This window comes from Pseudomonas sp. WC1 (genome assembly GCF_050586565.1).
GTDB lineage: Bacteria > Pseudomonadota > Gammaproteobacteria > Pseudomonadales > Pseudomonadaceae > Aquipseudomonas.
The window spans coordinates 37,203-53,270 of record NZ_JBOBDQ010000039.1; the positions used below are offsets into that span (position 1 = coordinate 37,203).

Consider the following 16,068-nt stretch of genomic DNA (forward strand, 5'->3'; position numbering starts at 1 on the left):
TCATCGGCAACAAATCATGTCGCCGATGCCCGCTCGAGGCTTGCCGGGGCCCTGCCCTGTACTTAGTTACCGCTGGAATTCAGCGCTTCGGTCAGTGCGGCTTCCACCTCACTGGCGCTCACACGCAGCGGTTTGTCGGCATCACGGCGACGCTTACGCTCGCTGTGATAGGCCAGACCAGTACCGGCCGGGATCAGACGACCCACGACCACGTTCTCTTTCAGGCCGCGCAGGTAGTCACGCTTGCCGGTTACCGCCGCCTCGGTCAGTACACGGGTGGTTTCCTGGAAGGAAGCCGCCGAGATGAACGATTCGGTGGACAGCGAGGCCTTGGTGATACCCAGCAACACACGGGTGAACTTGGAGATGAACTTGTCTTCGCCGGCGAGACGCTCGTTCTCTACCAGGACCTGAGTCAGTTCCATCTGGTCGCCCTTGATGAAGCTGGAATCGCCCGACTCGGAGATCTCGACCTTGCGCAGCATCTGACGCAGGATGGTCTCGATGTGCTTGTCGTTGATCTTCACGCCTTGCAGACGGTAAACGTCCTGGATCTCGTTGACGATGTACTTCGCCAGCGCGCTCACACCCAGCAGACGCAGGATGTCGTGCGGATCGCTCGGGCCGTCGGAGATAACTTCGCCGCGGTTGACCTGTTCGCCTTCGAAGACGTTCAGGTGGCGCCACTTCGGAATCAGCTCTTCATACGGATCGCTACCGTCGGTCGGAGTGATGACCAGGCGACGCTTGCCCTTGGTCTCTTTACCGAACGCGATGGTGCCGCTGACTTCAGCCAGGATCGAGGCTTCTTTCGGACGGCGCGCTTCAAACAAGTCGGCAACGCGTGGCAGACCACCGGTGATGTCACGGGTCTTCGACGTTTCTTGCGGGATACGCGCGATAACGTCACCGACGCCGATCTGGGCACCGTCAGCCACGCCGACGAGGGCGTTGGCCGGCAGGAAGTACTGGGCAGGTACGTCGGTACCTGGCAGGTACAGGTCCTTGCCGTTGGCGTCGACCATCTTGATCGCCGGACGGATTTCCTTGCCTGCGGCAGGGCGATCCTTGACGTCCAGGACTTCAATGTTGGTCAAGCCGGTCAGTTCATCGGTCTGACGCTTGATGGTGATGTTTTCTTCCATGCCCACGAAGGTCACGGTACCTTTCAGCTCGGTAACGATCGGGTGGGTGTGCGGGTCCCACTTGGCGACGATGGCGCCAGCTTCGACCTTGTCACCTTCCTTGACCGAAATCACGGCACCGTAAGGCAGCTTGTAACGCTCACGCTCACGACCGAACTCGTCGGCAATCGCCAGCTCGCCGGAACGCGATACGGCAACCAGGTTACCGTCGGCACGCTCAACCTGTTTCAGGTTGTGCAGGCGCACCATACCGCCGTTCTTCACCTGGACGCTGTCGGCAGCCGAAGTACGGCTTGCAGCACCACCGATGTGGAACGTACGCATGGTCAGCTGGGTACCCGGCTCACCGATCGACTGCGCGGCGATAACGCCGACAGCTTCACCGATGTTCACCTGGTGGCCGCGCGCCAGGTCACGACCGTAGCACTTGGCGCAGATGCCGTAGCGGGTTTCACAGTTGATCGGCGAGCGCACGACGACTTCGTCGATGCTGTTCAGCTCGATGAACTCGACCCACTGCTCGTCTACCAGGGTACCGGCCGGAACGATGACGTCCTCGGTGCCTGGCTTGAATACGTCACGGGCGATGACACGACCCAGTACGCGCTCACCCAGCGGCTCGACAACGTCGCCGCCTTCGATGTGCGGGGTCATCAGCAGACCCTGGTCGGTGCCGCAGTCGATCTCGGTCACGACCAGATCCTGGGCAACGTCCACCAGACGGCGAGTCAGGTAACCGGAGTTCGCGGTCTTCAACGCGGTATCCGCCAGACCTTTACGAGCACCGTGAGTCGAGATGAAGTACTGCAGTACGCTCAGACCTTCACGGAAGTTCGCGGTGATCGGCGTCTCGATGATCGAGCCGTCCGGCTTGGCCATCAGGCCACGCATACCGGCCAGCTGACGGATCTGGGCGGCGGAACCACGCGCACCGGAGTCGGCCATCATGTACATCGAGTTGAAGGACTCTTGCTCGACTTCCTTGCCCTCGCGATCGACTACCTTCTCTTTCGAGAGGTTGGCCATCATCGCCTTGGACACTTCGTCGTTCGCCTTGGACCACAAGTCGATGACCTTGTTGTACTTCTCGCCCTGGGTGACCAGGCCGGAGGCGTACTGGCTCTCGATTTCCTTCACTTCGTCGGTAGCGGTACCGATGATGCGGGCTTTCTCGTCCGGGATAACGAAGTCGTTAACGCCGATCGAAACGCCGGAAATGGTCGAGTAGGCAAAACCGGTGTACATCAGCTGGTCAGCGAAGATCACGGTCTCTTTCAGACCCACCACGCGGTAGCACTGGTTGATCAGCTTGGAGATCGCCTTCTTCTTCATCGACTGGTTGACGACGTCGAACGGCAGGCCGGCCGGTACTACCTGGAACAGCAGCGCACGGCCGACGGTGGTGTCGACGATACGGGTGTTCTTGGTGATGCTGCCATCACGGTCTTTCACGGTTTCGTTGATACGAACCTTGATTTTCGCGTGCAGGGCGGCTTCGCCGGCGCGGAATACGCGGTCGACTTCCTGCAGGTCGGCGAATACGCGACCTTCGCCCTTGGCGTTGATGGCTTCACGGGTCATGTAGTACAGACCCAGTACCACGTCCTGCGACGGAACGATGATTGGCTCACCGTTGGCTGGCGACAGGATGTTGTTGGTCGACATCATGAGCGCACGCGCTTCGAGCTGGGCTTCCAGGGTCAGCGGCACGTGAACGGCCATCTGGTCACCGTCGAAGTCGGCGTTGTACGCGGCGCAGACCAGCGGGTGCAGCTGGATCGCCTTACCTTCGATCAACACAGGCTCGAACGCCTGGATACCCAGACGGTGCAGGGTAGGCGCACGGTTGAGCAGTACGGGGTGTTCGCGGATCACCTCGGCGAGCACGTCCCACACCTCCGGCAGCTCGCGCTCGACCATCTTCTTGGCAGCCTTGATGGTGGTCGCCAGACCACGCATTTCCAGCTTGCCGAAAATGAACGGCTTGAACAGCTCGAGGGCCATCTTCTTCGGCAGACCGCACTGGTGCAGACGCAGGGTCGGGCCTACGGTAATTACCGAACGACCGGAGTAGTCCACGCGCTTACCGAGCAAGTTCTGACGGAAGCGACCCTGCTTACCTTTGATCATGTCGGCCAGGGACTTCAGCGGACGCTTGTTCGAGCCAGTGATGGCGCGACCGCGACGGCCGTTGTCGAGCAGGGCGTCGACCGCTTCCTGCAGCATGCGCTTTTCGTTGCGCACGATGATGTCCGGCGCCGACAGATCGAGCAGGCGCTTCAGACGGTTGTTACGGTTGATCACCCGACGATACAGGTCGTTCAGGTCGGAGGTCGCGAAGCGGCCGCCATCCAGCGGTACCAGCGGACGCAGGTCCGGCGGCAGTACTGGCAGGACGGTCAGGACCATCCACTCAGGCAGGTTGCCCGAGCCCTGGAAAGCTTCCATCAGCTTCAGGCGCTTGGACAGCTTCTTGATCTTGGTTTCCGAGTTGGTCTGCGGAATTTCTTCGCGCAGGCGGCCGATCTCGTGCTCCAGGTCGATAGCGTGCAGCAGCTCGCGGACAGCCTCGGCACCCATGCGGGCGTCGAAGTCGTCACCGAACTCTTCCAGCGCTTCGAAGTACTGCTCGTCGTTCAGCAGCTGGCCCTTCTCGAGGGTGGTCATGCCCGGATCGATCACCACGTAGCTCTCGAAGTAGAGCACGCGCTCGATGTCACGCAGGGTCATGTCCATCAGCAGGCCGATACGGGACGGCAGCGACTTCAGGAACCAGATGTGGGCAACCGGCGAGGCCAGTTCGATGTGCGCCATGCGCTCACGACGAACCTTGGCCAGGGCAACTTCAACGCCGCACTTCTCGCAGATCACGCCGCGGTGCTTGAGGCGCTTGTACTTGCCGCACAGGCACTCGTAGTCCTTGACTGGGCCAAAGATCTTGGCGCAGAACAGGCCGTCACGCTCAGGCTTGAACGTACGGTAGTTGATGGTTTCCGGCTTCTTGACTTCACCGAACGACCACGAACGGATCATTTCAGGCGACGCCAGACCGATGCGGATGGCGTCGAACTCTTCGACTTGACCCTGGTTTTTCAGCAAATTCAGTAGGTCTTTCAAGGCCTTTCCTCCTGGCGGAGCAGGGAGCGGGCATTACCTGCCCACTCCCCTCGCGTCACGTGTTATTCGGTTTCCAGATCGATATCGATACCGAGGGAACGGATCTCTTTGATCAACACGTTGAAGGACTCGGGCATGCCCGGCTCCATACGGTGATCGCCATCCACGATGTTCTTGTACATCTTGGTACGGCCGTTCACGTCGTCCGACTTCACTGTGAGCATTTCTTGCAGGGTGTATGCCGCGCCGTATGCTTCCAGCGCCCACACTTCCATCTCCCCGAAACGCTGACCACCGAACTGCGCCTTACCACCCAGCGGCTGCTGGGTAACCAGGCTGTAGGAACCAGTGGAACGCGCGTGCATCTTGTCGTCCACCAAGTGGTTCAGCTTGAGCATGTACATGTAACCAACGGTCACCGGACGCTCGAACTTGTTGCCGGTACGGCCATCGAACAGCACCATCTGGCCGCTCTCTGGCAGATCTGCCAGTTTCAGCATGGCCTTGATCTCACGCTCCTTGGCACCGTCGAAGACTGGAGTGGCCATCGGCACGCCCTTCTTCAGGTTGTTCGCCAGGGCGATGATCTCTTCGTCGGTGAACTCTTCCAGGTTCTCCTGACGACCACCGATCTCGTTGTAGATCTCGGTGAGGAAGGTGCGCAGTTCAGCGGCTTTGCGCTGCTCTTCGATCATGCGGTCGATCTTCTCGCCCAGGCCCTTGGCCGCGAGGCCCAGGTGGGTTTCAAGGATCTGACCGACGTTCATACGCGAAGGTACGCCCAGCGGGTTCAGTACGACGTCGACCGGAGTACCGTTGGCGTCGTGCGGCATGTCTTCGACCGGCATGATTACCGAGACGACACCCTTGTTACCGTGACGACCGGCCATCTTGTCACCCGGCTGGATGCGACGGCGGATTGCCAGGTAGACCTTGACGATCTTCAGTACGCCCGGAGCCAGGTCATCGCCCTGCTGCAGCTTGCGCTTCTTGTCTTCGAACTTGTCGTCCAGCAGGCGACGGCGATCGACGATGTACTGCTGAGCCTTTTCCAGCTGCTCGTTCAGTGCATCTTCGGCCATGCGCAGTTTGAACCACTGGCCGTGCTCCAGACCGTTCAGCACGTCGTCGCTGATCACGGTGCCTTTCTTCAGGCCCGCGCCACCGTCAACCACCTGGCCGTTCAGAGCCGAACGCAGACGCTCGAAGGTCGCGCCTTCGACGATGCGGAACTCTTCGTTGAGGTCCTTGCGGATCTCGTCCAGCTGCATCTTCTCGATGGCCAGGGCGCGGCTGTCGCGCTCGACGCCATCACGGGTGAAGACCTGTACGTCGATGACGGTACCCTTGGTGCCGGTCGGCACACGCAGGGAGGTGTCTTTGACGTCGCTGGCCTTCTCACCGAAGATCGCACGCAGCAGTTTTTCTTCCGGAGTCAGCTGGGTCTCGCCTTTCGGAGTGACCTTGCCGACCAGGATGTCGCCAGCGCCGACTTCGGCACCCACGTAGACGATACCGGCTTCGTCCAGCTTGTTCAGCGCAGCTTCACCGACGTTCGGGATGTCCGCGGTGATTTCCTCTGGGCCAAGCTTGGTGTCACGGGCCACACAGGTCAGTTCCTGGATGTGGATCGTGGTGAAGCGGTCTTCCTGAACCACACGCTCGGACAGGCAGATGGAGTCTTCGAAGTTGAAGCCGTTCCACGCCATGAACGCGATGCGCATGTTCTGACCCAGTGCCAGTTCACCCATGTCGGTGGACGGGCCGTCGGCCATGATGTCGCCACGCGCAACCTTGTCACCCTTGCTGACCAGCGGACGCTGGTTGATGCAAGTGTTCTGGTTGGAGCGGGTGTATTTGGTCAGGTTGTAGATATCCACACCTGCTTCACCAGTCTCGACTTCGTCGTCGGCAACGCGCACGACGATACGGCTGGCGTCGACCGAGTCGATCACACCACCGCGGCGAGCAACCACGCAGACACCGGAGTCACGGGCAACGTTGCGCTCCATGCCGGTACCTACCAGCGGCTTGTCGGCGCGCAGGGTCGGTACAGCCTGACGCTGCATGTTGGAACCCATCAACGCACGGTTGGCGTCGTCGTGCTCGAGGAACGGAATCAGCGACGCGGCAACCGAAACTACCTGCTTCGGCGAAACGTCCATCAGGGTGACGTCTTCCGGCGCCTTGACGGTGAATTCGTTCAGGTGACGAACAGCTACCAGCTCATCGATCAGCTGCTTCTTGTCGTTCATCGCGGCCGAAGCCTGGGCGATCACGTGATCGGCCTCTTCGATGGCGGACAGGAACACGATGTCGTCGCTGACCACGCCTTCCTTCACCACACGGTACGGGCTTTCCAGGAAGCCGTACTGGTTGGTGCGGGCATAGGCCGCCAGGGAGTTGATCAGACCGATGTTCGGACCTTCAGGAGTCTCGATCGGGCACACGCGGCCGTAGTGGGTCGGGTGTACGTCACGGACTTCGAAGCCAGCACGCTCACGGGTCAGACCGCCCGGGCCGAGTGCGGAGACGCGGCGCTTGTGGGTGATCTCGGAAAGCGGGTTGTTCTGGTCCATGAACTGCGAAAGCTGGCTGGAACCGAAGAACTCTTTCACCGCCGCCGCAACCGGCTTGGCGTTGATCAGGTCCTGCGGCATCAGGCCTTCGCTTTCAGCCATTGACAGACGCTCTTTGACCGCGCGTTCAACACGCACCAGGCCAACGCGGAACTGGTTCTCGGCCATCTCGCCGACGCAACGGACGCGACGGTTACCCAGGTGGTCGATGTCGTCGACGATGCCTTTGCCGTTACGGATATCGACCAGGGTCTTGAGGACCTCGACGATGTCTTCCTTGCTCAGCACGCCCGAACCTTCGATCTCGGTGCGACCGATACGACGGTTGAACTTCATGCGGCCAACAGCGGACAGATCGTAACGCTCGGCGCTGAAGAACAGGTTGTTGAACAGGGTCTCGGCGGCGTCCTTGGTTGGCGGCTCGCCTGGACGCATCATGCGGTAGATCTCGACCAGCGCTTCCAGTTGGTTGCTGGTGGTGTCGATCTTCAGCGTATCGGAAATGAACGGACCGCAGTCGATGTCGTTGGTGTACAGCGTCTCGACGCGAACGACCTGGGCCTTGGCGATCTTCACCAGCAGGTCGGTGGTCAGCTCGGTGTTGCACTCGGCAATGATCTCGCCGGTAGCCGGATGCACGATCGCCTTGGCGGTGGTGCGACCCAGTACGTACTCCAGCGGAACGTCGAGCTCTTTCACGCCAGCCTTTTCCAGCTGGTTGATGTGGCGCGCGGTAATACGGCGGCCTTGCTCGACGATGACCTTGCCGCTGTCGTCATGGATATCCATGACCGCAACTTCACCACGCAGACGCTGAGGCACCAGTTCCAGGCTGAGCTTCTCGCCGGAAAGGTGGAACACGTTGGTGGTGTAGAAGATGTTCAGAACCTCTTCGGTGCTGTAACCCAGGGCACGCAGCAGTACCGAGGCCGGCAGTTTGCGGCGACGGTCGATACGTACGAACACGCAGTCTTTCGGGTCGAACTCGAAGTCCAGCCACGAACCGCGGTAAGGGATGATGCGCGCGGAGTACAGCAGCTTACCGGAGCTGTGCGTCTTGCCACGGTCGTGGTCGAAGAACACACCAGGCGAACGGTGCAGCTGGGAGACGATCACACGCTCGGTACCGTTGATAACGAAGGTACCGTTTTCAGTCATCAGGGGAATTTCACCCATGTAGACTTCTTGCTCTTTGATGTCCTTGATCGCTTTATTCGACGATTCCTTGTCGAAGATGATCAGGCGCACCTTCACCCGCAGCGGGACCGCGAAGGTCACACCGCGCAGGACACATTCCTTCACATCGAAAGCCGGCTCGCCCAGGCGATAGCCGACGTACTCCAGGGCAGCATTGCCGGAGTAGCTGATGATCGGGAATACCGATTTGAAGGCCGCATGCAGACCGACGTCGCGGAACTGATCCTTGGATGCTCCCGCCTGCAGGAATTCGCGATACGAATCCAGCTGGATGGCCAGGAGGTACGGCACATCCATGACGTCCGGCAACTTGCTAAAGTCCTTGCGGATACGTTTTTTCTCAGTGTATGAGTAAGCCATCAGCATTCCCCAGCTTGGTCACCTGCTTGTTTGGCATCTCCCGGCGGGAGCAGCCAGAAAATCGTGCAAACCCTTTGGTTTGCGCCACCCTCTTGGGTGTCTTGCAGCTCGTTATCGGGGCCGACCTGATCGGCCACCAATAACGGAAAAAGGCCGGTGGCATAAGCCACCAGCCATCAGCCCTTCGCTTGACGCTCGGGCTGGCATCGCAAAGTCGAAATTACTTCAGCTCGACTTTAGCGCCTGCTTCTTCCAGCTTCTTCTTAGCGTCTTCAGCGGCTTCTTTCGAAACGCCTTCAGCTACAACCTGAGGAGCGCCATCGACTTTCTCTTTGGCTTCTTTCAGGCCCAGACCAGTCAGCTCGCGAACGGCCTTGATCACGTTTACTTTCTTGTCGCCGGCTTCAACCAGAACAACGTTGAACTCGGTTTGCTCTTCAACAACGGCAGCGGCAGCAGCTGGGCCGGCAGCGGCAACAGCAGCGGTAACACCGAAGGTTTCTTCCATTGCTTTGATCAGCTCAACAACTTCCAGAACGGTTTTCTGGCCGATTGCTTCGATGATTTGCTCGTTAGTCAGAGACATGACTTAAATCCTGTATTGGGGTGACAGCCTACGCAGCTATCAAATTAAACGTATGATTTGAAAGAGTTTCCGGTGCCTTAGGCAGCGGTGGCTTCTTTCTGGTCGCGAATGGCTGCCAGGGTACGGGCCAGCTTGCTGGTAGCGCCTTGAATCACGCTCATCAGCTTCGCGATGGCTTCGTCGCGGGTCGGCAGGGTAGCCAACACGTCGATCTGGTTCGCTGCAATGAACTTGCCGTCAAACGCAGCTGCCTTGATCTCGAACTTGTCCTGACCCTTGGCGAACTCCTTGAACAGACGAGCAGCGGCGCCCGGGTGTTCGTTGGAGAAAGCGATCAGGGTCGGGCCAGTGAAGGCGTCGTTGAGGACACTGAATTCAGTGTCGGCAACAGCGCGCTTGAGCAGGGTGTTACGTACGACACGTACGTATACGCCAGCTTCACGAGCCTCTTTACGGAGTCCGGTCATTGCGCCTACAGTCACACCACGGGCATCAGCCACGACAGCGGACAGAGCGACTTTGGCAGCCTCGTTGACTTCAGCGACGATGGCCTTCTTGTCTTCGAGTTTAATTGCCACGGGTAAAACTCCTGCTTGTTACCGTTTCATCTGGCCGAAGCCGGATGTCGTTTTGGTGTCTGATTCGGTAAGGAACCGGGAGCACCATCTGCGTAGGCTGGTTGTTTAAGGCTTGCGCCGCCTACGGTCTTGGATAGCCCCCGCCAGGCAGGGACCCCAATTTTTGCTGCCGGCGAGCTTACACCCGCCGGCATGGTCTTACACGTCCAGCGAGCTCTGATCGATGATCAGACCTGGGCCCATGGTGGTGCTCAGGGTAACGCGCTTGACGTAGATACCTTTCGAGGAAGCCGGCTTGATACGCTTCAGATCAGCGATCAGGGCTTCAACGTTTTCCTTCAGCTTGCCAGCTTCAAAGCCGATCTTGCCAACGGAGGTGTGGATGATACCGTTCTTGTCGGTACGGTAGCGAACCTGACCAGCCTTGGCGTTTTTCACGGCAGTGGCTACGTCTGGGGTAACGGTACCGACTTTCGGGTTAGGCATCAGGCCGCGAGGACCCAGAACCTGACCCAGCTGACCTACAACACGCATGGCATCAGGCGATGCGATGACGACGTCATAGTTCAGGTCGCCGCCTTTCATTTCGGCAGCCAGATCGTCCATACCTACGCGGTCAGCGCCGGCAGCCAGAGCGGCTTCAGCAGCCGGGCCCTGGGTGAAGACGGCAACACGTACGGTCTTGCCAGTGCCGTGCGGCAGCACGGTAGCGCTACGTACGACCTGGTCGGATTTACGCGGGTCAACACCGAGGTTGACGGCGATGTCGTAGGACTCGACGAACTTGGCAGCAGGCAGCGAGGCCAGCAGAGTTGCCGCTTCTTCGAAGTTGTAGGCCTTGCCTGCTTCGATTTTTTCGGCGATTGCCTTTTGGCGCTTGGTCAGCTTAGCCATTACACACCCTCCACGTTCAGGCCCATGCTGCGGGCAGAGCCAGCGATGGTGCGTACAGCAGCGTCCAGGTCAGCGGCAGTCAGGTCAGCCTGTTTGGCTTTCGCGATGTCTTCCAGCTGAGCGCGGGTAACGGTACCGACTTTAACGGTGTTCGGGCGAGCCGAACCACTGGTCAGGCCAGCAGCTTTCTTCAGCAGAACCGAGGCAGGGGTGCTCTTGGTTTCGAAGGTGAAGCTACGGTCACTGTAGACAGTGATGATCACTGGAGTCGGCAGACCTGGCTCTTGACCCTGAGTACGGGCGTTGAAGGCCTTGCAGAATTCCATGATGTTCACACCGTGTTGACCCAGTGCTGGACCAACGGGTGGGCTTGGGTTGGCCTGGCCGGCCTTTACTTGCAGCTTGATGTAAGCCTGAATCTTCTTAGCCATGAGCTACTCCAAAATCGGGTACAAACGCCAGATGGCTCCCCGGATGACTTGCGTTTTATCCCAGTGACGACAAAACCCCGCAGCACATAGGGCTGCGGGGTATGGGATGCTTCGTCCTGCTAGACCTTCTCGACCTGGCCGAACTCGAGCTCCACCGGAGTAGAGCGACCGAAAATGAGCACTGCAACCTGCAGGCGGCTCTTTTCGTAGTTAACCTCTTCGACGGTGCCATTGAAGTCAGCAAACGGACCATCAACGACTCGAACCACTTCACCCGGCTCGAACAACGTCTTCGGCTTCGGCTTGTCACTACCATCGGCAACGCGACGGAGGATTGCCTCGGCCTCTTTATCAGTGATCGGCGCAGGCTTGTCTGCGGTACCACCAATGAAACCCATGACCCGAGGGGTATCCTTGACAAGGTGCCAAGTCCCTTCGTTCATTTCCATCTGGACCAATACATAGCCAGGGAAGAATTTGCGCTCGCTCTTGCGCTTCTGGCCGTTACGCATTTCAACGACTTCTTCGGTCGGGACCAGGATCTCGCCGAATTCGTCTTCCATGCCAGCCAGCTTGACGCGCTCGATCAGGGAGCGCATCACATGCTTCTCGTAACCCGAGTAAGCATGCACTACGTACCAACGCTTAGCCACGGGACACCCTTAGCCAACAATCAAGGAGACCGCCCAACCGAGCAGGGAGTCGAGACCCCACAGCAGCAGTGCCATAACCAGAACAACAGCCACGACAATCAGCGTGGTCTGAGTGGTTTCTTGGCGGGTCGGCCACACGACTTTACGGATCTCGGTCCGCGCTTCCTTCGCCAGCGTGAAGAACGACTTACCCTTCGCAGTCTGCAAGGCAACGAAGCCTGCAACCGCAGCCAGGGCGAGAAGTGCAAGAACGCGGTACAGGATCGGCGAGGCGGAGTAATACTGATTACCCACAACGGCGACAACCACCAAAGCCACTACAGCCAGCCACTTGAACAAGTCGAAACGCGATTCTTGGGCTTCAGTTTTGGGAGTCATCGGGGAGGATCCTGTAAGAAGAAAGCCAATCACACCGAGGTGAATGGCAGGTCAGGAGGGAATCGAACCCCCAACCTACGGTTTTGGAGACCGTCGCTCTGCCAATTGAGCTACTGACCTGTAACGCTGTATCAGGCCGGCCATTATACCGGCCTGATCAAGTAAATCAACTACTTATTCGATAATTTTTGCTACGACGCCGGCGCCGACGGTACGACCGCCTTCACGGATGGCGAAACGCAGACCGTCTTCCATTGCGATGGTCTTGATCAGGGTGACAGTCATCTGGATGTTGTCACCTGGCATTACCATTTCAACGCCTTCCGGCAGTTCGCAGTTACCGGTCACGTCAGTGGTACGGAAGTAGAACTGAGGACGGTAGCCTTTGAAGAACGGAGTGTGACGACCGCCTTCTTCCTTCGACAGGACGTAGACTTCTGCGGTGAACTTGGTGTGCGGCTTGACCGAACCTGGCTTGACCAGAACCTGGCCACGCTCAACGTCGTCACGCTTGGTACCACGCAGCAGAACGCCGCAGTTCTCGCCAGCACGACCTTCGTCCAGCAGCTTGCGGAACATCTCAACACCGGTGCAGGTGGTGGTGGTGGTGTCACGCAGACCAACGATTTCCAGGGCGTCCTGAACGCGGACGATACCACGCTCGATACGACCGGTAACAACGGTACCACGACCCGAGATCGAGAATACGTCTTCGATTGGCATCAGGAACGGCTGATCGATGGCACGAACTGGCTCAGGGATGTAGGCATCCAGAGTTTCTACCAGCTTCTTGACAGCGGTAGTGCCCATTTCGTTGTCGTCTTTGCCTTCCAGCGCCATACGAGCCGAACCGATGATGATCGGGGTGTCGTCGCCTGGGAAGTCGTAGGTGGACAGCAGGTCGCGAACTTCCATCTCGACCAGTTCCAGCAGCTCAGCGTCGTCTACCAGGTCAGCCTTGTTCAGGAAGACCACGATGTACGGAACGCCAACCTGACGGGACAGCAGGATGTGCTCACGGGTTTGTGGCATCGGACCATCGGCGGCCGAGCAAACCAGGATCGCGCCGTCCATCTGGGCAGCACCGGTGATCATGTTCTTCACGTAGTCAGCGTGACCTGGGCAGTCAACGTGAGCGTAGTGACGAATGTTCGAGTTGTACTCGACGTGCGCGGTGTTGATGGTGATACCGCGAGCTTTTTCTTCCGGAGCCGAGTCGATCTTGTCGAACTCAACGACGGCCGAACCGAAAACTTCGGAGCAGACGCGGGTCAGCGCTGCAGTCAGAGTGGTCTTACCGTGGTCAACGTGGCCGATAGTGCCGACGTTAACGTGAGGTAGCGAACGATCAAACTTTTCCTTAGCCATCGATACAGTCCTCCGCAGAAGAAATAGTCATACCGCTGATAAAACAAAGGCAGATATTTTCATATCTGCCTTGTTTATATGGAGCTCTTGAGCGGACTTGAACCGCTGACCTCACCCTTACCAAGGGTGTGCTCTACCAACTGAGCTACAAGAGCGAAACACTTTGTGCAACAACAGCAAACTTGGAGCGGGTAGCGGGAATCGAACCCGCATCATCAGCTTGGAAGGCTGAGGTTCTACCACTAAACTATACCCGCGGAGCTTGCAGCTCTCGCTAAAACTGGTGGAGGGAGAAGGATTCGAACCTTCGAAGCTCTCGCAACGGATTTACAGTCCGTCCCCTTTGGCCGCTCGGGAATCCCTCCAGATGTGGCCGGCATTCTATTTGGCTGCCGCCCCAGTGTCAAGCGTTTTTTCAAATTTTTTCAATCAAATCTGAAACTTAGCTGCTTTGACACTGCCTCCAGATCTACCACCTAAGTGATGTTCCCTGTGAAGCGGGCGCCATTCTATCAAGCTATTCAGCAGTTGCAATACCCTCGCACAAAATAATTTTGTGTTTTAAGTCTTTGAAATCCTTGGAAAGAGTCGAGAGCACAGCTGGGTCCAGCAAACGCTCGCTTTCCGGGGCAACCTTGAGCCATAGCCCCTCGGCACCCGGGAGCTGACCAACCACTGGCAGGGCAGCGATATCCAGACTGACCAGCCGCTGACGCAAGGCCTCGAGTTGCTCGGGCGCAGTCATCCCCCCAACAACCAGACATTCGTCACGGCGTCGGGCGGGCGCCGCAACTCCGGTTTCACGCAACAGGCGGATTTCCTGCTGGGAACCTTTGTACAAAGCCAACGGGGCGACTTCCTTGACCCTCAGGGGAGCTTCCTGCTGATGCCACACGTAATAAAAGACGTTGAGCACAACCAACAGCAGAAACAACCAGCGCATAGTCAGTCACCTCAGTTCAATGGACAGGCCATGGCCAAACCGACGAATACCAGGTCCGGCACGATCCGAGCCTTCGGCGCCGCCTCCTGCACCAAGGGCGCATCTCCACCAGTCAGAAAGACAGTGAAGTCCTCACCCCACATCGCCCTGGCCTGCTCGACCTGGGTACGGGCGAAGCCCTGGAGCATCAGCACACAACCACGCTCGACCGCCTCGACGGTCGAGCGCCCCGGCGCCAGGCTGTTCAGGGCGCGCTCGGCCGACGCATCGTCATAGCGAATACGCCGGGTATGGGTACGCAACTGGCTACGCATCAGCGGCATGCCCGGGCAGATGTAGCCACCAAGGTGCTCACCATTGGCCGCGACGAAATCGGCCTTGGCCGCAGTGCCGAAATCGATGACCAGGCAAGCACGCTTGGCCAGGTGATAGGCGCCCAGCGCCCCCAGCCAGCGGTCCATGCCCAGGCGCTGATAATCGTCATAGCCATTGCGCACGCCAGCCATTTCCCTCACAGGCTGGGCCACGTTTGCCTCGACACCGAACGAGGCCTGGATCAGCGCACACAGCGATGAAGTTTCCTCTTCACTGCGTACACTGACCATGCGGCAAGCAGTCAGACGCAGGCTCGAGAGCCCCGCGACAGCTGCGACCAATGCCTGGTCGGAGTCCACGATGCCACCTCCATTGATGGTGGCGTCGGCTGAATGGATGACGCGCCACTTGATAAAGCTGTTTCCACAATCGAGCTCAAGAATCATCACGCAACCTCAGGCTCAGCTCGCCGCCGCTGAAGCTCTTCTCCACACCATCGACCTCCAGACGCAAGCCGCCCTGGCCATCCACCCCCAGCGCGACGCCTTCGATACGCGAGGTGCCCGCGACAAGTGAAACTTTACGCCCCTGCCAAAGATGCGCCTGTTCCCATTCTTCCTGGAACGCAGCGAAACCATAGCGGCGATGGCGACCAAGCTCGTGTTGCAACTGCTGGCTGAGCACCGCCACCAGGTGGTTGCGATCCACCAATTGCCCAGCTTCGCCGCGCATAGAGGCCCATTGCTGATCGATCTGTTCGTTGCCTTGCATGTTTACATTGATACCAATACCCAGCACTACATGGCAGACGTCCGCAGGATCCCCGACCAGCTCCAGGAGGATCCCGGTGATCTTGCGCCCGCCGGCAAGGACATCGTTGGGCCACTTGAGCCCCACATCCTTTAGCCCGAACGCCTGCAGTGTACGCATTACCGCCAGGCCGACCACCAGGCTCAAACCCTCGAGCTGACGCATGCCACCATCGATGCGCAAGACCAGGCTGTAATAGAGGTTTTCGGCAAAAGGACTGACCCACGGGCGCCCGCGCCGACCGCGACCTGCACTCTGGCGTTCGGCCAGCACCAGAAACGGCGCAGCCTGCCCTCGCGCGACCAGCCTCAGCCCTTCGGCATTGGTGGAGTCGATGGTTTCGTGAATGAACACCGGCCATGGCTCGCCCTGGGAGAACTTGGCGATCGCCTGCGCTTCGAGCAGGTTCAACGGCGCCGCCAGCTGATAGCCGCGGCCACGGACCTTGTGAATGGTCAGGTTCAGTTCGCTCTCCAGGTGCTGCAGCTGCTTCCAAACGGCGCTGCGACTCACCCCAAGGGCGGCCCCCAGGGCTTCTCCGGAATGGAACCGGCCATCCTTGAGGAGGTTCAACAACTTCAGCATGCCAATCTCGACTCGAAATAAGGCTGGCATGATAGCCACGCCCCGAGGGCTTGCATAGGAAAAGGGCTACCGTTGGCATTGCAGGCGACGCGCTCCTACAAGGGAGCGCATCGACTTGCCAAAAGCACA

General features: G+C 58.9%; 12 protein-coding genes and 4 tRNA genes. All 16 read right to left on the reverse strand.

The window, feature by feature from the left end; translation table 11 throughout:
- Positions 1–62 precede the first annotated feature (62 nt).
- Positions 63–4,262: a DNA-directed RNA polymerase subunit beta' gene (gene rpoC / locus ACQ4OD_RS17745; RefSeq protein WP_046857349.1), complete on the reverse strand. Its 4,200-nt coding sequence runs from the start codon at positions 4,260–4,262 to the stop codon at positions 63–65.
- A gap of 62 nt (positions 4,263–4,324) precedes the next feature.
- Positions 4,325–8,398, reverse strand: coding sequence for a DNA-directed RNA polymerase subunit beta (rpoB, locus tag ACQ4OD_RS17750; RefSeq protein WP_430944678.1), 4,074 nt, complete (start codon positions 8,396–8,398; stop codon positions 4,325–4,327).
- A gap of 220 nt (positions 8,399–8,618) precedes the next feature.
- A complete protein-coding gene (gene rplL, locus ACQ4OD_RS17755) occupies positions 8,619–8,984 on the reverse strand; it encodes a 50S ribosomal protein L7/L12 (protein WP_003255496.1) in 366 nt (121 codons plus the stop codon).
- A 77-nt stretch (positions 8,985–9,061) separates the two neighbouring features.
- Positions 9,062–9,562 (reverse strand): 50S ribosomal protein L10, encoded by a 501-nt coding sequence (gene rplJ, locus ACQ4OD_RS17760; RefSeq protein ID WP_023628748.1) that lies wholly within the window; start codon positions 9,560–9,562, stop codon positions 9,062–9,064.
- A gap of 198 nt (positions 9,563–9,760) precedes the next feature.
- Positions 9,761–10,456 carry a 50S ribosomal protein L1 gene (gene rplA / locus ACQ4OD_RS17765; RefSeq protein ID WP_023628747.1) on the reverse strand — a complete coding sequence of 232 codons (696 nt, stop codon included), beginning with the start codon at positions 10,454–10,456 and terminating at the stop codon, positions 9,761–9,763.
- On the reverse strand, positions 10,456–10,887 hold the full coding sequence (rplK, locus tag ACQ4OD_RS17770) for a 50S ribosomal protein L11 (protein WP_011531881.1): 432 nt from the start codon (positions 10,885–10,887) through the stop codon (positions 10,456–10,458). Before rplK ends, rplA begins: the two co-directional genes overlap by 1 nt.
- A gap of 119 nt (positions 10,888–11,006) precedes the next feature.
- Positions 11,007–11,540, reverse strand: a complete 534-nt coding sequence (nusG, locus tag ACQ4OD_RS17775; protein ID WP_023628746.1) for a transcription termination/antitermination protein NusG — start codon at positions 11,538–11,540, stop codon at positions 11,007–11,009.
- Between the two features lie 9 nt (positions 11,541–11,549).
- Positions 11,550–11,918 carry a preprotein translocase subunit SecE gene (gene secE, locus ACQ4OD_RS17780; protein WP_023628745.1) on the reverse strand — a complete coding sequence of 123 codons (369 nt, stop codon included), beginning with the start codon at positions 11,916–11,918 and terminating at the stop codon, positions 11,550–11,552.
- Positions 11,919–11,962: 44 nt separating this feature from the next.
- Positions 11,963–12,038 (reverse strand) — tRNA-Trp (locus ACQ4OD_RS17785).
- Between the two features lie 54 nt (positions 12,039–12,092).
- Positions 12,093–13,286, reverse strand: a complete 1,194-nt coding sequence (tuf, locus tag ACQ4OD_RS17790) for an elongation factor Tu (protein WP_038707241.1) — start codon at positions 13,284–13,286, stop codon at positions 12,093–12,095.
- A gap of 79 nt (positions 13,287–13,365) precedes the next feature.
- Positions 13,366–13,441, reverse strand: a tRNA-Thr gene (locus ACQ4OD_RS17795).
- 28 nt (positions 13,442–13,469) lie between these two features.
- Positions 13,470–13,543, reverse strand: a tRNA-Gly gene (locus tag ACQ4OD_RS17800).
- 24 nt (positions 13,544–13,567) lie between these two features.
- Positions 13,568–13,651 (reverse strand) — tRNA-Tyr (locus ACQ4OD_RS17805).
- Positions 13,652–13,803: 152 nt separating this feature from the next.
- The gene (locus ACQ4OD_RS17810) at positions 13,804–14,229 is read right to left on the reverse strand and encodes a hypothetical protein (RefSeq protein ID WP_110703880.1); all 426 of its coding nucleotides are present in this window, start codon (positions 14,227–14,229) and stop codon (positions 13,804–13,806) included.
- Between the two features lie 11 nt (positions 14,230–14,240).
- On the reverse strand, positions 14,241–14,990 hold the full coding sequence (locus ACQ4OD_RS17815) for a pantothenate kinase (protein ID WP_139668113.1): 750 nt from the start codon (positions 14,988–14,990) through the stop codon (positions 14,241–14,243).
- The gene (gene birA, locus ACQ4OD_RS17820) at positions 14,980–15,939 is read right to left on the reverse strand and encodes a bifunctional biotin--[acetyl-CoA-carboxylase] ligase/biotin operon repressor BirA (protein WP_430944679.1); all 960 of its coding nucleotides are present in this window, start codon (positions 15,937–15,939) and stop codon (positions 14,980–14,982) included. The genes ACQ4OD_RS17815 and birA overlap by 11 nt, the downstream gene beginning before the upstream one ends.
- Positions 15,940–16,068 lie beyond the last annotated feature (129 nt).